The following is a 19171-nucleotide window of genomic DNA, read 5'->3' as shown; positions in this document are numbered from 1 at the left end:
AAACCATGGTCTACTCAGCAGAACTCGACATCCGCGTCACCGACACCTCCCTGCGCGACGGGTCGCATCACAAACGGCATCAGTTCACCGCGACCGAGGTCCGTGACATCGTTTCCGCTCTTGACGGTGCCGGTGTGCCCGTCATCGAGGTCACCCACGGCGACGGCCTCGGCGGTTCCTCGTTCAACTACGGATTCTCCAAAACCCCCGAACAAGAACTCATCACGATCGCCGCCGAGACAGCCAAGAACGCCAAGATCGCGTTCCTCATGCTGCCCGGAGTCGGCGTGAAAGAAGACATCAAGATCTCCCAGGACAACGGCGCCTCGATCTGCCGGATCGCGACCCACTGCACCGAAGCCGACGTCTCCATCCAGCACTTCGGCTTCGCCCGCGACCTCGGCCTGGAAACCGTCGGGTTCTTGATGATGTCGCACACCCAGCCGCCGGAAGTACTGGCCGAGCAAGCCCGGATCATGGCCGACGCCGGCTGCCAGTGCGTCTACATCGTCGACTCCGCCGGCGCGCTTGTCCTGGAACAGGTCTCCGACCGCGTCGCCGCGGTCGTCGCCGAACTCGGCACCGACGCCCAAGTCGGATTCCACGGCCACGAAAACCTCGGCCTGGCCGTCGCGAACTCCGTCTACGCCGTCCGCGCGGGCGCCACCCAGATCGACGGCTCCACCCGCCGTTTCGGCGCGGGCGCCGGTAACACCCCCGTCGAAGCCTTCGTCGGTGTCGCCGACAAACTCGGCATCACCACCGGCGTCGACTTCTTCGCCATCGCCGACGCCGCCGAGGATGTCGTCCGCCCCGCCATGCCACAGGAATGCCTGCTCGACCGTCAGGCCCTGATGATGGGCTACGCGGGCGTCTACTCCAGCTTCCTCAAACACGCCGAACGTCAAGCCGAACGCTACGGCGTCTCCGCCGCCCAGATGCTCGTCCGCGCGGGCCAGCGCAAACTCGTCGGCGGCCAAGAAGACCAACTCATCGACATCGCCCTCGAACTCCAACGCGAAGCCTCCGTCACCGCCTGACCGCACACCTTCGACAGCGTGACCCGACACCCTCGGGTCACGCCGTTCCACGTTCCCGCCCAGTCACCCAACCGTGTTCGCGGCGACGTAGTCATCACCACCGACGTAAAACGTGTGCCCACCGGCAACGTCAACCGTGCCTGCCCGCACGATCATTCGGGCGAACTCCTCGATGGTGGGTAGCGGCCCTGCTGCACGGCGTGACTCGACACTGCTCGGGTCACGCCGTTCGAGCAGTCGGACGATGATCGTGCCGTCGATCATGTCCCCGGACACCACCGTGAAACCTACACCCCGCGAACCGAATTCGGGAATCAACTCCCGTAGCGCATCCTCGCCCGCCCGCTTACTCGCCGCGATCGGCGCGTAACCCTGCGGCACGTCACCCTTCTCCCGGAAGAAGTGCGCCTGATGACTGGTGACGAACACGATCCGCCCACCGTCGGGCATGAGCGGCAGCATCGCCGTCGCCAGGTCCACCTGCGCGTCCCGGTTGAGCCGCAGCGCGTACCCCGGATCGGCATCCCGCTCGAGCCCACCGGAAGCGTTGAGCACCAAGGTATCCAGCCGCCCGAACACCCGGCCGACCTCCTCGGCCATCATCTCCACAGCTGCCGGATCGGAGACGTCGCCACCGTGCACCGAGGCACTCCCGCCCGCCGCCACGATCCCGTCCACGACATCCTGCGCCCGCTTGTGCTTCTTCGAGCCCCGACTCCCACGACCAGGCGGCCCAGCAGCGCCTGTGGACCGTCTCCGAGGAGCTCGCCGGCGTGACGTTTCCCCTCAGCCGGGCCCTACACAGCTAGTCGGCGTCGACGCGGACCTCGTCGACAGCCGGGCCCTTGGCCGAGAGGCCGCTCACCAGCAGGGCATAGATCGCGACGATGAGGATGGGGGCGGCCAGCGGGGCCCAGATCAGCTGGACGGGGACCCAGGCCGCGGTGGCGGCGGCGATGGTGAACAGGACCGCGCCGCCGACCGAGGGGATCGTGGTGGGGACTACACCTTCGGGAGCGTGCAGGACGGCGGCATTGAGCAGGTAGGTGGTCGCGACCAAACCTGTTGCCGCTGCGGCTATTACGCCGACATCGGCGAGGGCGATGGCGGCGATGGCGATCAGGACCGCGCCGACCGAGGCCGGACGCCACCACCAGCTCGCGATCACCAGCACCAGCGCGGGCACGCCGGCGATGGGGTTGATCAGCGCGACCGCGGCAACCAGGAGCAGACCGGCCAGCAGGGCAAGGAATCTCGTCATCGGCGTACCCGTACTGCTCGGCGGTGTTCGGGGAGCAGGCGCATGGCCTGGTCGAGGCGGGTGCCTTCGGGCCAGGCGATGATGTCGACGCCGACGGTGCCCATATCCCGATACATCGAGGCGCGTTCGAGCTGCCACATCTTGGCCATGGTCGGGTCGAGGCCGTCCGCGAAAGGAGTGCCACGCAGGACATCTACCGCGACGACCACGTGGCCGCGTTTGCGCAAATCGATCAGCGACAGCGCGAACTGGGTATCGAGCAGGGTGGAGAAGGCGACCACGATCGCGCCGATCGGGACGGCGGCGTGGGGTGCGAGGGTACCGGTGGTCTCGACGTGTTCGTCACCGACGCCAAGGACGGTGTCGACGATGCGATAGAACTGCCTGCGGCCGATATCGGGGCGCAGCCAGCGGGGCGATTCACCCAGGCACACCACGGCGGTCCGGTCGCCCGATTGCAGGGTCGACTGCACCACCTGGGCCGCGCCGCGCACCGAGAGTTCCAGCGAGGCGCTGGCCGGACCGGGCGCTTGCAGGGAGGTGTCGACCATGACCACCACGTCGGCGGAGCGGTTGGTGAACCGCTGGGTGACGTAGAGCCTGCCGCGCCGCGCGCTCACCGGCCAGTTGACGGCGCGCAACTGATCGCCCGGCGTGTAGGCGCGGATGTCGGCGTATTCGACGCCGGGACCGTGCCTGCGGGTCAGGTGGGTGCCGATGCGGTCGGGCAGTTCGGTGCGCGGCAAGCGCATTCGCTGCGGATCGGCGATGGGATAGACGTAGAGTTTGGCCGCGGGCAGCTCGGTGGTCGCGATCGCGAGACCGGCCGGGCTCAGCGCGGACACCTTGACCTGCACCGGATAACGTCCCCACCGGGTGGCCGAGAGCCCGAGCCGCATGCCGGCGGGGGCACCGCCGGAATCGTGGGATTCCTCGACCTCGAGCTCGAGGCCCGGCATCGGCAGGGCCGTCATCCGTAGCAGCGCGTGCCCGCTCTCCACGAAAGCGACAGCGCTGCAACCGATCACCTCGTTCTCGAAACAGCGAACGGTGCCGCTGCCGTCGACCTGCACTCTGGTCGGCGCCTGCTGCCACGGCGCGGTGGCGAGCACTCCGAGCATCGGGGCCGCGAACACGACCAGCTGCCACTGCCCGAGCAGCACCGCGACGACCAGTGCCGCTGCCGCGCAACCGGCCAGGATGAACACCAGCGGGGCGGGCCGCCACCGGAGGTCGACCTCGACCGTTCTGGATTCGTCGCGATGCTTCATGTGCTCGTGGCGCGGGGCACCGGTAGCCGGCGGAGTAGTTCGGTGATGACGTCCTCACCGCGAATGCGGCGGACCCACATCTCGGGGCGCAGGGTGATGCGGTGCGACATCGCCGCGACCGCCAGCGCTTTCACGTCTTCGGGGATCACGTAGTCGCGCCCGAGCAGCAGGGCCCTCGCCCGTGACATCTGCACCAGATCGAGTTCGGCACGCGGGCTGGCACCGACCTCCACCTGTGGATGGCTGCGGGTAGCCGAGGCCAGCGCGACGACGTAGCTCACCACGTCGGGGTGGACAGTGACGAATTCGACCGACTGGCGCATCTCCATCAGCCCCTGCGCGTCGACGACCTGGCCCACTTGTGGTGCGGTGGAACCACGTTCGAGCCTGCGCCGGATCATCTGGGTCTCGTCGGCCTCGGAGAGGTAGCCGAGGCGCAGCTGGATGGCGAAACGGTCGAGCTGGGCCTCCGGCAGCGGGTAGGTGCCCTCGTACTCGATCGGGTTGTCGGTGGCCAGCACAACGAAAGGCTGTGGGAGCAGGAAGGTTTCACCGTCGATGCTCACCTGGCCCTCGGCCATGGCCTCCAGCAGGGCGGCCTGGGTCTTGGGCGGCGTGCGGTTGATCTCGTCGGCGAGCAGCACATTGGTGAACACCGGACCGCGACGGAAGTTGAACCGGCCCGACGCCATGTCGTAGATCGTGGAACCCAGCAGGTCGGCGGGCAGTAGATCCGGCGTGAACTGCACGCGGGTGAAGTCGAGTCCGAGCGCGGCCGCGAAAGACCGCGCGATCAAGGTCTTTCCGAGGCCCGGCAGGTCCTCGATGAGTACATGCCCTCCGGCCAGCACGGCAATCATGATGAGCTGCATCTCATCTCGCTTGCCGACCACGACACGGCCCAGCTCACGCAGTACGGCATCGGAGCGCTGGACGGTCACGTTCAACGGCATTGTCATCGGTGGCCTCTAACCCCTCACATCGTCTGCAAACGGCGCAGGATCTCATCCAGCGCTTCTTTACCCGGTGCGCGACCGGTTTGATCGCGCAGCGCGGCGTTCGCCGGATCCACCCAGCGCCACAGTTCGGGTCCGAACTGCAGCTGACCGGCGGCCTCGGTGGCCCGGCGATTCTTGGAAACCCTCAACCCGGTGGACAACTCGAACTCTTTGGCGAGCAACGGCCGCAGGTGGCGGTCCCAGTCGGCACGGGTGCCTTCGGCGCGCGCGGTGAGCATCTCGGCGCGCGCGTGCCAGCGGCCGAGCATCTCGGCCGGTCCGTTGTCGATGTATTCGGTGAGCGGTTCCTCGCGATTGACGCGGTGGCGCAGCGACCAGACCAGCATGGCGAGCGCCGCGGCCACCGGAACGGTGACAGCGAGCAGCACCGAGTCACGGTTCAGCCGAACCACCACCACTTCGATTACAGCGACCGCGAGCACGGCCGTGACAATAACCGAAGTCCTGTTCATGCTGTCACCAGCCTGCGCTGCAGGTCGGTGAGCACGATCCGCAGCAGTTGCTCCGCGCGCATTCGCTGCCATTCGAGCATCGAGTGCGGGCTGAACCGCGCCTCCTCGAACAGCGCGACCAGCTCACGGGCCGAAGCATCGTGCAGCACACCGCTTTCGAAGGCCCGGGCCAGCACTTCCATCGGGGTGTCGGAGGCCAGCGGGCGGGCGGCGCGGTCGCTGGACAGGCCGCGCTCCATCGCCACATAACAGGCGATGATGGCGGTGCGCGGGTCCTGGCCGGGGGCGTTCATCGCCGCGAGGCCCATTTCGGCGGCGCGCGTGAGGGAATCGACTTCGCTGGAGCTCGGTTCGTCGTCGATGGCCGCGGCGGGGCCCGGTTCACGGCGCGCGGCCACGGCGACGACGACCAGGCCGACCAGGGCGACCACGATCAGCACGATGGCCAGGATCGCCGCGATCACCAGGGCGGTGCCGGTGAGTTCCGTCGGTCCGGTCGTGGGGTCGGCGGCATGGGTGTCGGTTGTCGGCACGGGGCCGGAACCCTCGGTCAGCGTCTCGGCGGCCGGGCGCATCGGGCGCGCACCGGGCAGCAGGAACAGCGCGGTGACACCACCGGCGAAGATCAGCGCGACTCCGGCCACGGCGATCGGGATCAGCAGCGCCAATCTGCGCCACTGGATGCGTGGCATGGCGTCGCGTTCGGCTTCCGGCATCGCCAGCGGCAGCCGATGCTGGCTGGCGATCACGCCCGCGACCAGGATGACGATCGAGACCAGCAGCAATACCGGCATCACGGCGATGAGCAACGGCGAAGGGGCGCCGGTCGAGCTCCGCCCGGCGCCGGGCAGCGTGCCCTGTAACGCGATCGTCGCGGCGACGACCAGTGCGATCACGACAATCGCCCGCGTAATGGGCTGATTCACCCCGATCACAGCTGTACCACCAAACCCCAGAGACTGCACAAAACAGCCACATAGTTACATGCCGAGCGGTCCGCTCGAGAGTAAATCGATACTTCGGACCACTCTCCTTTTATTGTCCCCCTGAGATCAAGGGCAGTGCGAGCCTTCAACGCGCAATCAATGGCAACTCACCGAGACGGCTGGCGGTGCGCGCCAGATCAGGAATCGCGGGGACGCCCGCCGTCAGTTCGGGTGCGGGTTCGGGGGCGTGGATGGTGAACGGGAGACCGGCGTCGTAGAGAACGTCGACGAGGTTCACCAGGCGCATGGACCAGTCGGGCGGGACCTCGCGTAGTGGCGGGACCTCGCGCAGGGTCCAGTGGCGGTAGCGCTCGGTGAGGCGGAGGTAGTCGGCGGCGCTGGTGGGGGCGGCACAGATGTCGTGGAAGCCGACGGTGATGGTGTCGGTGGCGGCGTGGGCGCGGATGCTTCGGCCGTTGCCGAGGCGCACGTCGACGGCAGGCCGCTCGGGATCGGAGGAGTCACCCGGATCCGCACCGATGTGCGCGGCAGCCGGATGTCCGTCATGCGAGGGCCGAGCCGAGTCCGCCCCGGCTCGACCACGAGCGGACGCGAGGTCGACGCCGGTGGGCGCTGCTGTGAGCACGTAACGACCCGCGAGGAAGCCGGTGTCGCGGTGTGCGGTGCGGGTGCGGTAGTCGAGCGGTCCGTCGAGGGTGACGATGTCGAGGTTGGCCAGGATCTGCTCGATGGTGGGCAGGAAGTGGTCGTGGAACAGGGGGTTGGGTAGGAGGTCCGCTGGCCGGTAATTGGAGGTGACCACGAGGGTGCGGTGGTCGGCGAAGAGGGTGTCGAGCATGCGGGCGATGAGCATGGCGTCGCCGATGTCGGTGACGTGGAATTCGTCGAAGCAGACCAGGTCGGCGTCGCCGAGGAGCTCGTCGATGGCGCGTTCGATTGAGCCGAGGGTGTGGGTGGCGGTGTGCAGGGCCGCGAAGAAGGCGTGGAAGTGGAAGCGACGCTTGCGATGTGTGTCGACCGAGGCGAAGAAGCGGTCCATCACCATGGTCTTGCCGCGACCCGGGCGGCCGTGCAGGTAGATGCCGGACCGGGCCGTGTGCGGGTCGGCGGGGCGCCGGCGAAGGGCGCTGAACGCGACCGGCCATCGGTTGCCACGTCTCCGCGGGATACCGACCGGATCGAACAGTGATTCGAGCGCGTGCAGGGCCGCTAGCTGTGCGGGGTCGAGCACCACGGTGTCGGGTTCCACGCGAGCCTCCTAGATGTCCTCTACAGTTGTAGAGGACGGGCGTCGCCGACGGCCAGGAGAGGTGATGATGTCCACAGACCGGCGGGCACAGATCGTGACGGGTGCCATCGAACTCATCGCGACCCGGGGAATCCGCGCGCTCACCCACCGCGCGCTGGACACCCAGCTGGCACTGCCACCGGGTTCGACCTCGTACTACTTCCGCACGCGACAGGCTTTGATCGAGGCGGTCGCAGCGGGAATCACCGCCCGATCGCGCGCGGATTTCCTTGCCGCACAAGAGGACTTCGCGAGCGGGCAGCCGCCGGACCCAGTGCAGGTCGCACGCGATATCGCGACTTGGCTCGATCAGCTACTCGCGCATCGCCGTCACGACCTGATCGCCCGGCACGCCTTGATCATCGAGGTCCTCGCCGACCCCCCAGTGCACGCGGGCCTGGCAGGCAGCCTGTTCTCGCTGGACCGCGCCACCGATCTGTTCGACGCGCTCGGCGCCGCCGAGCCCCGCGAGTCGGCCCACGACTTCCTCGCACTGCTGGAAGGACTCGTCTTCGACCGGTTCGCGGGACTGCGCGCGGGCTCGGCGGGCACCGTCGATCAGCTCGCCCGACCGCTGGCCGAGTTCCTGACAAGTGGCCGCAACTATCAGCCCCGCCAACCGAATTCGGAATAGGGCGCGGCCGAATTCAGCGCCGCCAATCCAAGGGCAGAATATTCGATCAGGTCGGCGGGTAGATCATTCAGCGGAAACCATTGCAGGGCATAGCATTTGTCGGGTTCACGATTGAACGGTTCACCGCGCCATGCCTCGGTGCGGAAGAACAGGCCGAGCCGGGAGTCGCGACCGGGGGCGGTGACATGGGCGACATGGACAAGGCGCAAGGCGGTGGGATCGATGTCGACCCCGACCTCCTCCGCGGCTTCGCGGGCCGCGGCCGTCGCCACCGATTCGCCTGCCTCGAGTTTTCCCGAGGGCAGGTGCCAGCGGTGATCGAACTCGTCGCCGCTGCGGCGCAGGCTCAGCAGCACCTGGTCACCGCGGATCAGCAGGATGTGCACGTCGACCAGGTGGTGGGGAGTCACCTGGTCGAGCGTACGAGAGGCACGGCCCGAACGGGTTTACGACGTCAGCACCAGCCCGGAGGTGGGCACGCCGGTGCCCGCGGTGACGAGGATGCGTTCCAGGGCGTCTACCTGGTTGACCGAGGTACCGCGGATCTGGCGGACCGCTTCGGCGATGCCGTTCATGCCGTGGATATAGGCCTCACCGAGCTGGCCGCCGTGGGTGTTGAGCGGCAGGCGGCCGCCGATCTCGATGGCCCCGTCGGCGATGAAGTTCTTGGCTTCGCCGCGGGGACAGAAGCCCAGTTCCTCGAGCTGCATGAGGACGAACGGGGTGAAGTGGTCGTAGAGGATCGCGGCCTGCATGTCGGCGGCGGTCAGGCCACTCTGCGCCCACAGCTGGTCGCCGACGAGACCCATTTCCGGCAGGCCGGTCATGGCGTCGCGGTAGTAGCTGGTCATCACGTACTGGTCGGCACCGCTGCCTTGGGCGGCGGCCGCGATGATCGCGGGGCGCTGCGGGAGGTCGCGGGCGCGTTCGGCACTGGTGACCACGATGGCGACGCCACCGTCGGATTCCTGGCAGCAGTCGAGCAGGTGTAGCGGTTCGGCGATCCAGCGCGAATCCTGGTGTTGCTCCAGGGTGATCGGCTTACCGTAGAAGAAGGCGTTGGGGTTCACCGCGGCGTGCTTGCGGTCGGCCACCGCCACCGCGCCGAAATCGGCACTGGTCGCGCCGGTGACATGCATATAGCGGCGGGCGACCATCGCGACCTGCGCGGCGGGCGTGCCGAGACCCTGCGGGTAGGCCCAGCCCGCGTCGATCCCCGATGACGTCGGCGCGGCGGCCAGCGCGGGCGAGAACTGACCGAACCGGGCGCCGGAACGTTCGTTGAACGCGCGGTAGGCGACCACGACATCGGCCACCCCGGTGGCCACCGCCATCGCGGCCTGTTGCACGGTTGCGCAGGCGGCACCACCGCCATAACCGATGTGGCTGAAGAACTTCAGGCTCGGAATGCCGACCGCCCTCGCCACGGCGGCCTGGGTGTTGGTGTCCATGGTGAAGGTGGTCAGACCGTCGACATCGGCGGGTGTGAGACCCGCGTCGGCCAGTGCCGCGCTGACCGCCTCCGCGGCCAAACGCAATTCGCTGCGACCGGAGTCCTTGGAGAAGTCGGTGGCACCGATGCCGACGATGGCGGCGCGGCCCGACAGACCGGCCTGGGCAGTGGTGCTCATTTCGGCTCCAGATCAGGAAGGGCGATGACGGCGGTGGCGGTGATGTGTTCGCCGAGGCTGTCTTTGCCGTGCACGTCGATGGTGACCTGGGTGCCGTCGATCTCGGTGACCGTGCCCGAAAGGGTCAGGGTGTCACCGGAATACAGCGGGACGCCGAGGCGAAGGGCGATCCGCTTGACCAGCGCGCGCGGCCCCGCCCAGTCGGTGACGAAGCGCTGCACCAAACCGGTGTCGGTGAGGATGTTGACGAAGATGTCGCTCGACCCGCGCTCGACAGCCTTGTCGCGGTCGTGGTGCACGTCCTGGAAGTCCCTGGTGGCCAGGGCGGTGCTGATCACGAACGTGGGGTCGGCGTGGACCACCAACTGCGGCAGGGTGGTTCCCACCACGAGGGTGGTGAGTTCGACGGTGGGAGTCATCGGGGCGTCCTTTCCGGACGGGCGGAGCTTGTCGGCGACGCGGCGCGGCCTACCACAGCACACCGGGTGCCTGGGTGGCGATCGGCGGCGGGCATCACACGGCCTGCCAGTACGGCAGCACGGTGCCGTCGGCGAGCTTTTCGAAGGCGGCGCGGACGGGCTGGTCGATGGCGACATCGGCGGGGTCGATGCCACGCAGTTCACCGAGCATTCGCACACCCTCGTCGAGTTCGACCAGGGCGACCACGAAGGGCAGATCGCGACCGGGCACCTTGGGCGCGTGGTGCACGACGAAGCTGAACACCGTGCCAGTGCCCGCGGCGACCACATAGTCGGTGGTCTCCGATTTGTCTTGCCACAGTGCGGGAATGGGTGGGTGACGCAGCGTGCCGTCGGGCAGACGTTGAACGCGCAGTTCACCGGCTTCGGTTCCTGCCCAGAAGAACTCGGTATCGCGCGAGATAACCGGGCCGACCCGACCAGCCGGCGCGAGGCTGGGCGACGCTGTTGCCGGCGTCTGCCCATCTGTCGTAGCGCCGGATCCCGTCGTCACGGGATCAGCGGTAGCCGGCGCGAACTTCAGGATGCGGAACAGCATTTCGGTGACCACCTCGTCGCCGACCGACCAGGTGGTGGCGAAGGTCAGGAACCAGCCGTCGCCGAGCCCGGTTCGCTTGGGGCCCTTGAACTCCGAAAGCCTGCTGGTAACCGTCACCTCCTCCCCAGGCTCGAGGTAGCGGTGGTAGGTCTGCTCACAATTGGTCCCGACGACGGAGGTGTAGCCCGCGTCGTCGAGCAGCTGTGTCGCCAGGCCGAGTGGGTCGTCGGCGGTGCGCACCCCGCGCAGGCCGTTCATCGTCCACACCTGTGCCATGGCGGGCGGCGCGACGATGCCGGGATGGCCTGCCGCCCTGGCGGCTTCGGCGTCGACGTAGATCGGGTTGGCGTCACCCAGCGCCTCGACCCAGTGGTGAATCATCGGCTGGTTCACCGGGTCACGACCGGCACGCGGCACGGACCGGCCTGCCGCCGACAATTTCGCCAGCGCCTCCGGGATGTCTTCGGGGGTGATGCTGTCCGGCACGCGCCGCTCCTTGTTCATCGGGGGACGCGCGGCAGATCGAGGCCGGCGGTGGCGACCAGTTCGCGCATGATCTCGTTGACGCCGCCACCGAAGGTGACGACGAGGTTCTGCTTGGTGCGCCGATCGAGCCAGCCGAGCAGGTCGGCGGTGCCGGGTTCGGCCGGGTCGCCGAAGCGGCCGATGATCTCCTCCACCACGCGACCCGCTTCCTGGAGCGATTCGGTGGAGAAGATCTTGGTGGCCGAGGCATCGGCGATCACCGCGTTCTGCGCGGCGGCGGTATCGGCGGCGGCGACCTGCCAGTTCAGCAATTCGTTGAGCCGCACCATGGTTCGTACCCGGCCGAGCGCGCGACGAACCTCGGGCTCGCCGAGCAGGCCGTGCTGGGCCGACCAGTCGTGCAGGCGGTCGTAGAGCTGCTCGATCTTGCCCGAGGGGCCCAGGCTCACGCGCTCGTGGTTGAGCTGGGTGGTGATCAGCCGCCAGCCGCGGTTCTCCTCGCCGACCAGCATGTCCGCGGGCACCCGCACGTCGTCGAAATAGGTGGCGTTGGTGTGGTGGGCGCCGTCGCAGGTGATGATCGGGGTCCAGGAGTAGCCGGGGTCCGAGGTATCGACGATGAGGATCGTGATGCCACGGTGACGGGACTCGACCGAGCCGGTGCGGCACGCCATCCAGATGTAGTCGGCTTCGTGCGCACCGGTGGTGAAGATCTTCTGCCCGTTGACAATCCAGTCACCATCACTGTCGCGCACCGCGGTGGTGCGCAGCGCGGCGAGGTCGGTGCCCGCCGACGGCTCGGAATAGCCGATCGCGAAATGGATGTCACCGGCAAGGATTCCGGGCAGGAACTTCTTCTTCTGTGCGTCGGTACCGTACTTCTGCAAGGTCGGACCCACGGTCAGCAAGGTGACCAAGGGCAGCGGAACATCCGCGCGGACCGCCTCGTTGAAGAAGATCTGCTGTTCCATCGGGCCGAAACCCTGGCCGCCGAACTCCTTGGGCCAGCCGACACCGAGCCAGCCGTCGCGGCCCATCCGGCGCACCACCTCGCGGTAGGTGTCGCCGTGCCGGTCCACGGCCATCGTCGCGGCTTCCGCCGGGGTGATGAGATCGGCGAAATAGGAACGCAATTCTTCGCGCAACCGCCGCTGTTCAGCGGTCAGATCGATGAACATCTTGCTCCCAGAAGGTCGAGCCGCAGACTCGCTCCGCCGAGTAGCCGGGCGAGGTCTTTGGCCTGCGAGTAATACCGGTGCATCGGGTGCGTGATATCCACGCCGAGTCCACCGTGCAGGTGGTGACATTTCTGCATGGCGCGCGGAAGTTCGGCGGCCGCCCAGTAGGCGAGCACGTCGAGGTCTTCGTCGATGCGGTGTTGCTGCTCGGGCGAGGGATCGGGCTGCGCCAGCGCCCAGCACGCCGACTCCGCCGCGACGTGCAGCGTGCGCGACACCACGTACAGATCGGCGATCTGCTGAGCCACGGCCTGGAATTCGGCCAGCGGCCTGCCGAACTGTTCCCTGGTGCGCACATGCTCGGCGGTGAGCGTGATCGCGCCCTTCAGCAGCCCGTCGGCAACCGCGCCGATACAGGCAAGGGCGTGGCGGTGCACGCCGGGCAGCGCGTCGGGCAGCAGCTGGTCGGCCGGGATCTCGACATCGTCGAGGACCAGCGTGGCCTCCGGGATGCCCGCCGAACCGGCCACCGGGATGATCCCGACTCCCGGCGCGACCGAATCCACCAGTGCCACACCGGCATCGGTGGGCACCAGAATCCACCGTGCCTGCGACGCGTAGATCACGCCGGACTTGCGGCCGGTGATCCGCACCGTATCCCCGTCGCGCACCGCCGTGGTGGTCGGCGCGGTGGTGAACGGCGCGCCCGGTTCGGTGAGCGCGGCGGTGATCACGATGCCCTTGCCGACCTCGGCGAGCACGCGCTCGGCCAATTCGTCCGACAGCACGCCGAGCAGCGGCAGCACACCGAACCCGAAGGTCGGCAGTGCCGGCACCGCGGCGGCGTCGGTGGCCAGCTCCATGAGCATGGCCGACACCTCGAGTAGTCCCATGCCGTCGCCGCCGAACCGCTCCGGTACCGGCACGGCGAGCAGGCCGGAGTCGATCAGGCTCGGCCACAGGGCCATATCCCTGGCCGGCTCACGTTCGAGCAGGCTAACCACCACCTCGGCTACGGCGTCGGCGCTTTCGTCGCGGGTGAAATCCACGGCGTCCTCCCTCATCGAGCTAACTGTCCGCATCGCGCGGCAGGCCGAGAATCCGTTCGGCGGCCACGGTCAACAGGATCTGCTCGGTACCGCCGGCAATCGACAGACACCGGGTAAGCAGGAATTCTTTCAGAGCATCGCTGTCCAGTGAACCTTCTTGGCCGACAAGCTCCAGCGCGTATTCCGCCAGCTCCTGCCGATGCCGGACGCCGACCAGTTTGCGGACACCCGCTTGGGCGCCCGCGTCGACACCTGCCATCGTCGCCACCGCGATTCGCTGTTCCAGCAATGATCCAGCAACCGAAGAGGTGATCAGTGCGCCGAAACGGTCCTCACGCAGTTCAGTTCCCCATCCGCCGACCGGGAAACGCTCGAGCAGAGCTTCGAGCGCGCCGCCGATGCCGCCGCCACCCATCGCGACCCGTTCGGCCGACAGCGTGGTGCGCGCGATCTTCCAGCCGTTGTTCAGCGCGCCGACCAGGCAGTCGTCGGCCACGAACACGTCATCGAGGAAGACCTCGCTGAACCGGTCCTCGCCGGTGATCTGCACCAGCGGCCGCACCTGCACGCCCGCGGCGCGCATATCGACGAGGAAATAGCTGATGCCGCGATGCTTGGCCGCGGACGGATCGGTGCGGGCCAGGCAGATGCCCCAGTTCGCGGTGGAACCGAGCGAGGTCCACACCTTCTGCCCGCGCAGCACCCAGCCGCCGTCGACCTTCTCGGCGGTGGTGCGCAGGGCAGCGAGATCGGAGCCTGCGCCGGGCTCGCTGAACAGCTGACACCAGATGACCTCGCCGTGCAGGGTCGGCCAGACGAAGCGCTCGACCTGCTCCTCGGTGCCGAAGCGCAACAGCGTGGGCACGGCCCAGCCCGCGATGGCGAGGTCGGGGGCCGTCAGGTCGGCGCGGCGCAGTTGTTCGGCGATCTGCAGGCAGGTCATCGGATCGGCGGCGCGGCCGTAGGGCCGTGGCCAGTGCGGCATCACCAGCCCCGCCGCCACCAGCGCGCGCGAGCGGTCCGCCGGGCCGAGGGCGGCGATGGACGCGATCTCGGCGGCCAGCTCGGAGTCGACGGCGGCATCGCCGAGTACCCGTTCGGCGCCGGTGGTGCGGCGCTGACCGGCTCTGGTGAGCTCGGCGACGCGGGCACGCCAGCGCGCCGAACCACCGAGGAGCTGGCGCAGCGAGCTCGCCCGGCGCAGGTAGAAGTGCGCGTCGTGTTCCCAGGTGAAGCCGATACCGCCGAGCACCTGGATGGCGTCCTTGGCGTTGTCGACGGCGGCGTCCAGTGCCACCGACGCGGCGACGGCGGCGGCGATCGGGAGTTCGCCGCCACCGGAGTCGATCGCGGCGGCGGCGTCGGCGGCGACCGCGCGGATCAGCTCGGTGCGGCACAGCATCCAGGCACACAGGTGTTTGATCGCCTGGAAACTGCCGATGGGTTTGCCGAATTGTTCACGGACACGGGCATATTCGACGGCGGTGCGCAGGCACCAGCCGGCCACGCCCGCCAGTTCGGAGACCGCGAGCGCCACGAAGAGATCGGTGACATCGGCGGTGGGCGCGAAGCCGTGCGCAGCGGGGACTACCACCTCGGTGGCGCTCACCCGGGCCAGCGGCACGGTGTGGTCGCCCTGCGGCAGCGGCGTAATCGTCAGCGCCGCAGCCGGAATCAGCAACCAGCGGCAGCCGTCGACGGTGTTGGCGGGTACCAGGACCTGCGTATCGATATCGGCGCCGTAGACGAAATCCCAAGTGCCGGTGACACTCCAGCCCGCATCGGTGGCAGCCGCCTTGGCCGCCTGCTCGTCGCCGGGCACCGCGACCGCGCACGGTGCGCCTTCGGTGAGCGCGCCCTGGGTGATCAGCCCGGCCAGCGCGGTCGCCAGTACCGGACCGCCGACCAGGTCGTCGCCGGTCTGCTCGAGCATGACAGCGAGGTCGGCGACCGTGCCGCCGAGCCCGCCATTGTCCTCCGACAGCGCGACTTCGAACAGTCCGAACTCACCGAGCGCGGGCCAGTAGTCGCGCCAGGCGCCCGAACCGCCCGCCCGCATTGTTTCAATCGGCGCGACCGTACTCGCCCAGCCCCGCAGCGACGCCGCGACGGCTTTATGCTCGTCAGTGGTGGCGATGGTCACAAGAAGATCCGCCCTTCCGGCGTGGTTCCCACTCCTAGAACATGTTCTAATATCTGGGCCGGGCATAAGTCAAGAGCGCTACACTCGCGCCACGCTTTTCGCGCGGCTCGGCCGACGAAATTTCACCCAAGCGAAAGGGTTTCCACGATGGACAGTCCCGCACCAACGCCCACCGTGACCACGCTGTCCGAGGAAGAGCTCAGCTCCAGCGCGCAGCGCGACCGGCGCAAGCGCATCCTCGACGCCACCCTCGCGCTGGCCTCCAAGGGCGGCTACGACGCCGTGCAGATGCGCGCGGTCGCCGAACGCGCCGATGTCGCCGTCGGCACCCTGTACCGCTACTTCCCGTCCAAGGTGCACCTGCTCGTCTCGGCGCTGGCCAGGGAATTCGAGATGTTCGAGGGCAAGCGCAAGCCGCTGCCCGGCGACGGCCCGTCCGAACGGATGCACGGCCTGCTCACCCAGATCACCCGGATGATGCAGCGCGACCCGCTACTCACCGAGGCGATGACGCGCGCGTTCATGTTCGCCGACGCCTCGGCCGCCGCGGAGGTCGATCGGGTCGGCAAGGTGATGGACCGGGTCTTCGCCCGCGCGATGAGCGACGGCGAACCCGACGACCGTCAACTCGCGATCGCCCGCGTGATCTCCGATGTGTGGCTGTCGAACCTGGTGGCCTGGCTCACCCGGCGAGCGTCGGCGACCGATGTCACGGAACGGCTCGAGCTCACCGTCGACCTGTTGCTGGGCGATCGCGGATAACCCAGCAACCCGGCAATTCGTACTGCCGCATCATCACAAATCGCCCATCGCTGTTGACACACGTCGGCTGTGGGCCTTCCAGTAGGAAGATGCATAGCCGACGTCGCATATGCGAAACATCGCATCTACCGGCCCCGCGCGCCTCGCCCGCGCCGCCATACGCCCGGTGAGCTCGACAGATCCGGCCTCCGGTGGCAGGCCGCTGGTCCGGAATTTGCCGTAAGGTCGCGAGCAAACGAGCGGGGATGGTGCGCACAATCCGCCGCGCCGCTCGCGCGGCAAAATTGACGCAGTATTGTTTTTCGCGCCCCCTGATCAACTCCTCCCATCACTAGGTTGGATGCGTGAGCGCACAGGAACTGCCCTTGGATGTCCGCCGTGCACTGGCGTCGGTTGCGCGCGTGCCACGGCTCTTGGTTGCCTCGGACTACGACGGGACAATCGCCCCGATCGTGTCCGACCCGTCGAAAGCGTTTCCCCAACGGGAATCGGTGAGCGCGCTCCGCGCGCTGGCCGGGTTGACGAACACTACCGCAGCGGTGATTTCCGGTAGAGCGCTACGCGATCTGGCCGCGCTCTCGCGCCTGCCGGTCGAGGTGCAGCTGATCGGAAGTCACGGCTCGGAATTCGACGTCGGCTTCGTGCACGCGATCGACAACGACGCCAAACAGCTACTGACGGAGATCAATTCCGCGTTCTCCAAGATCGCCGCCGAGAACCCGGGCGTGACCGTCGAGATGAAGCCGGCCAGCGCCGCGCTGCACTTGCGTAACGCCAGCCCCGAAATCGGCAGGCGCGCACTGACTTCCGCGCGCCAAGGCCCTGCCTGCTGGGTGGGCGTGCAGGTGACCGAAGGCAAGGCGGTGATCGAGCTCGCGGTGATCCCGACCGACAAGGGCACCGCCCTCGACACCATCCGCCATCAGGAAAGCGCTTCCGCCGCGGTGTTCTTCGGCGACGACGTGACCGACGAGAAGGCGTTCCGGGTGCTGTCGGGACCCGATGTCGGCATCAAGGTCGGCGACGGCGAGACCATCGCCAAGCTGCACGTGGACTCCACCGAGGACGTGGCGCGCGCGCTGGCGTTCCTGGTCGAGGAGCGGCGCACCTGGCTGGCCGGGGCGAGCGCGCCGCGGATCGAGCGGCTGAGCATGCTGGCCAGCCCGCGCTCGGTCGCGCTGCTCACCCCCGACGCGACGGTCACCTGGTTCTGCCATCCCGAGCCGGATTCGGCGGCGGTGTTCGCGCACCTGCTCGGCGGCGCGGCGGCCGGGCACTTCACGGTGGCACCGGAGCGCCCGAGCCTGCCGCTGTCGCAGCGGTATGTGGACGGCACAATGACAGTCGAAACACGGTGGGCCAGTTTGCAAGTGGCCGACTACCTGCCGCACGACATCGCTCCCGATCGCACCGATCTGACCAGGGTGATCACCGGCACCGCGAAGGCCGTCGTCACCTTCGCGCCGCAGCCGGAGTTCGGTCAGGTGCCGGTGCGAATGGAGATCGTGCACAACGGGATTCAGGTCAGCGGCACCAATGATCCGATGGTGCTGCGTTCCCCCGGCGTGGTGTGGGAGATCCTGTCCGATGGCATCAACGAGCAGGCGCGCGCGGTGGTCGATCCGTCGCTCGGGCCGGTCGTGCTCGAATTGCGCTGCGGGACGGCCGATCTCGCACCCTCGATGACGCCGGAGCCGCAGCGCCGCCAGCTCGCCGAGCAGTACTGGTCGCAGTGGGCGGCCGGGTTGCAGTTGCCACCGCTCAAGCCGGATCTGATGAAGCGTTCGGCGCTGACGCTGCGCGGGCTGGTGCATCGCCCGTCGGGGTCGATCCTGGCCGCGGCCACCACCTCGCTGCCCGAGGACATCGGCGGCGTGCGCAACTGGGACTACCGCTACTGCTGGCTGCGTGACGCGTCACTGACCGCGCAGGCACTGGTGACACTCGGCTCGCTGACCGAGGCCGACGAATTCCTCGGCTGGGTGCACAAGGTGCTCGACACCCTGCCGGGGCCCGAGCGCCTGCACCCGCTGTACACGATCTACGGCGAGACCCTGCCGCCCGAAGCCGTGATCGACGCGCTGCCCGGTTATGCCGGGTCGCGGCCGGTGCGGGTGGGCAACGCGGCCAATATGCAGGTGCAGCTCGATGTGTTCGGGCCGATCGTCGACCTGATCACCTCGATGTCACACGAACGCGAGCGTCAGGGCATCACCTCCCCGGCCAAGGCCCTGCCGGACGCCGACTGGGAACTGGTTCGTGCGATGGTGTCGGCGGTGCAGCGTCGCTGGACCGAACCCGACCACGGCATCTGGGAGATCCGCGGCAATCCGCGCCACCACGTGTACTCGAAGGTGATGGGCTGGCTCACCATCGACCGCGCGCTGACCCTGGCCGAGCGCTTCGACCGCCCCGCCGATCCCGACTGGGTGACGCTGCGCGACACGATCGCCGACGAGGTGAAGGCGAAGGGCTGGAACGACGAGGTCCAGTCCTACACCGCCGCCTACGACGGCACCGACCTGGACGCGGCCACCCTGCACATCGGCCTGAGCGGCCTGATCGACCCCGCCGACCCGCGCTTCGCCGCGACCGTGGTGGCCACCGAGACCGAGTTGCGCAGTGGTGCGACGGTGTACCGCTACCACCACGACGACGGCCTGCCCGGCGGCGAAGGTGGCTTCCACCTGTGTGCCGCCTGGCTGGTGGAGGCCTACCTGCTGATCGGCAGGCGCTCCGATGCCGAGGCGCTCTTCGCTCAGCTCGTGGCTGCGGCCGGCCCCACCGGCCTGCTCAGCGAGGAATACGACCCGATCGCCGAGCGTTCCCTCGGTAATCACCCCCAGGCCTACAGCCACCTCGGCCTGCTCCGCTGCGCCCAACTACTCAGCCAACCGGTCAACGCCCTGGTCTAACCACCCCACAAACCCCAATTCCGCCATAACCGCACTCCCAGCCCCGAACCCGCGACCCCTGGGGAGCGGCGGCCACGA

Annotated in this window: 18 protein-coding genes and 1 pseudogene; 5 read left to right on the top strand and 14 right to left on the bottom strand. The window is 68.2% G+C overall.

What is annotated here, in order from left to right; translation table 11 throughout:
* The first annotated feature begins 5 nt into the window (after nucleotides 1-5).
* Nucleotides 6-1040, top strand: a complete 1035-nt coding sequence (gene dmpG, locus ACTWPB_RS02360) for a 4-hydroxy-2-oxovalerate aldolase (RefSeq protein ID WP_446224094.1) — start codon at nucleotides 6-8, stop codon at nucleotides 1038-1040.
* Between the two features lie 63 nt (nucleotides 1041-1103).
* On the opposite strand, the gene ACTWPB_RS02355 is transcribed toward dmpG, so the two are convergent.
* Nucleotides 1104-1718, bottom strand: a complete 615-nt coding sequence (locus tag ACTWPB_RS02355) for an SDR family oxidoreductase (RefSeq protein WP_446224093.1) — start codon at nucleotides 1716-1718, stop codon at nucleotides 1104-1106.
* Nucleotides 1719-1729: 11 nt separating this feature from the next.
* Between ACTWPB_RS02355 and ACTWPB_RS02350 the strand changes: the two are divergent.
* A pseudogene (locus ACTWPB_RS02350) lies at nucleotides 1730-1849 on the top strand (short-chain dehydrogenase); the annotation flags it as partial.
* Here ACTWPB_RS02350 and ACTWPB_RS02345 read toward each other — a convergent pair.
* The 6 genes from ACTWPB_RS02345 to zapE all read right to left on the bottom strand — a co-directional run bounded on the left by ACTWPB_RS02345 (nucleotide 1846) and on the right by zapE (nucleotide 7239).
* Nucleotides 1846-2301, bottom strand: coding sequence for a hypothetical protein (locus ACTWPB_RS02345; protein ID WP_446224092.1), 456 nt, complete (start codon nucleotides 2299-2301; stop codon nucleotides 1846-1848). The pseudogene ACTWPB_RS02350 and the gene ACTWPB_RS02345 sit on opposite strands and share 4 nt — an antisense overlap.
* Nucleotides 2298-3572 (bottom strand): DUF58 domain-containing protein, encoded by a 1275-nt coding sequence (locus tag ACTWPB_RS02340; RefSeq protein WP_446224091.1) that lies wholly within the window; start codon nucleotides 3570-3572, stop codon nucleotides 2298-2300. Before ACTWPB_RS02340 ends, ACTWPB_RS02345 begins: the two co-directional genes overlap by 4 nt.
* On the bottom strand, nucleotides 3569-4531 hold the full coding sequence (locus ACTWPB_RS02335; protein ID WP_056818940.1) for an AAA family ATPase: 963 nt from the start codon (nucleotides 4529-4531) through the stop codon (nucleotides 3569-3571). The genes ACTWPB_RS02340 and ACTWPB_RS02335 overlap by 4 nt, the downstream gene beginning before the upstream one ends.
* 17 nt (nucleotides 4532-4548) lie before the next feature.
* Nucleotides 4549-5043, bottom strand: a complete 495-nt coding sequence (locus ACTWPB_RS02330) for a hypothetical protein (RefSeq protein ID WP_446224090.1) — start codon at nucleotides 5041-5043, stop codon at nucleotides 4549-4551.
* Complete coding sequence (locus ACTWPB_RS02325; RefSeq protein ID WP_446224089.1) at nucleotides 5040-5969, bottom strand: DUF4129 domain-containing protein; 930 nt, start codon at nucleotides 5967-5969, stop codon at nucleotides 5040-5042. Before ACTWPB_RS02325 ends, ACTWPB_RS02330 begins: the two co-directional genes overlap by 4 nt.
* Before the next feature lie 145 nt (nucleotides 5970-6114).
* Nucleotides 6115-7239 (bottom strand): cell division protein ZapE, encoded by a 1125-nt coding sequence (zapE, locus tag ACTWPB_RS02320; RefSeq protein WP_446224088.1) that lies wholly within the window; start codon nucleotides 7237-7239, stop codon nucleotides 6115-6117.
* A gap of 64 nt (nucleotides 7240-7303) precedes the next feature.
* On the opposite strand from zapE, the gene ACTWPB_RS02315 reads away from it, so the two are divergent.
* The gene (locus ACTWPB_RS02315; RefSeq protein WP_446224087.1) at nucleotides 7304-7912 is read left to right on the top strand and encodes a TetR/AcrR family transcriptional regulator; all 609 of its coding nucleotides are present in this window, start codon (nucleotides 7304-7306) and stop codon (nucleotides 7910-7912) included.
* Here ACTWPB_RS02315 and ACTWPB_RS02310 read toward each other — a convergent pair.
* The 7 genes from ACTWPB_RS02310 to ACTWPB_RS02280 all read right to left on the bottom strand — a co-directional run bounded on the left by ACTWPB_RS02310 (nucleotide 7885) and on the right by ACTWPB_RS02280 (nucleotide 15416).
* Nucleotides 7885-8322: an NUDIX hydrolase gene (locus ACTWPB_RS02310; RefSeq protein WP_446224086.1), complete on the bottom strand. Its 438-nt coding sequence runs from the start codon at nucleotides 8320-8322 to the stop codon at nucleotides 7885-7887. The two genes, ACTWPB_RS02315 and ACTWPB_RS02310, sit on opposite strands and share 28 nt — an antisense overlap.
* A gap of 36 nt (nucleotides 8323-8358) precedes the next feature.
* Complete coding sequence (locus ACTWPB_RS02305; RefSeq protein WP_446224085.1) at nucleotides 8359-9543, bottom strand: lipid-transfer protein; 1185 nt, start codon at nucleotides 9541-9543, stop codon at nucleotides 8359-8361.
* Nucleotides 9540-9962 carry a MaoC family dehydratase gene (locus ACTWPB_RS02300; protein ID WP_446224084.1) on the bottom strand — a complete coding sequence of 141 codons (423 nt, stop codon included), beginning with the start codon at nucleotides 9960-9962 and terminating at the stop codon, nucleotides 9540-9542. The genes ACTWPB_RS02305 and ACTWPB_RS02300 overlap by 4 nt, the downstream gene beginning before the upstream one ends.
* A 94-nt stretch (nucleotides 9963-10056) precedes the next feature.
* Nucleotides 10057-11046, bottom strand: coding sequence for a bifunctional MaoC family dehydratase N-terminal/OB-fold nucleic acid binding domain-containing protein (locus ACTWPB_RS02295; RefSeq protein ID WP_446224083.1), 990 nt, complete (start codon nucleotides 11044-11046; stop codon nucleotides 10057-10059).
* 14 nt (nucleotides 11047-11060) lie between these two features.
* Nucleotides 11061-12224, bottom strand: a complete 1164-nt coding sequence (locus ACTWPB_RS02290) for an acyl-CoA dehydrogenase family protein (RefSeq protein WP_446224082.1) — start codon at nucleotides 12222-12224, stop codon at nucleotides 11061-11063.
* The gene (locus tag ACTWPB_RS02285) at nucleotides 12209-13288 is read right to left on the bottom strand and encodes an acyl-CoA dehydrogenase family protein (RefSeq protein WP_446224081.1); all 1080 of its coding nucleotides are present in this window, start codon (nucleotides 13286-13288) and stop codon (nucleotides 12209-12211) included. Before ACTWPB_RS02285 ends, ACTWPB_RS02290 begins: the two co-directional genes overlap by 16 nt.
* A 4-nt stretch (nucleotides 13289-13292) precedes the next feature.
* Complete coding sequence (locus ACTWPB_RS02280) at nucleotides 13293-15416, bottom strand: acyl-CoA dehydrogenase family protein (RefSeq protein WP_446224080.1); 2124 nt, start codon at nucleotides 15414-15416, stop codon at nucleotides 13293-13295.
* Between the two features lie 147 nt (nucleotides 15417-15563).
* On the opposite strand from ACTWPB_RS02280, the gene kstR reads away from it, so the two are divergent.
* Complete coding sequence (gene kstR / locus ACTWPB_RS02275) at nucleotides 15564-16178, top strand: cholesterol catabolism transcriptional regulator KstR (protein WP_378908636.1); 615 nt, start codon at nucleotides 15564-15566, stop codon at nucleotides 16176-16178.
* A gap of 344 nt (nucleotides 16179-16522) precedes the next feature.
* On the top strand, nucleotides 16523-19093 hold the full coding sequence (otsB, locus tag ACTWPB_RS02270) for a trehalose-phosphatase (RefSeq protein WP_446224079.1): 2571 nt from the start codon (nucleotides 16523-16525) through the stop codon (nucleotides 19091-19093).
* Nucleotides 19094-19171 lie beyond the last annotated feature (78 nt).

This window comes from Nocardia sp. IBHARD005 (assembly GCF_052814245.1).
The sequence above is the reverse complement of the archived record's forward strand: the minus strand, read 5'-3'. Positions and strand labels throughout refer to the sequence as shown.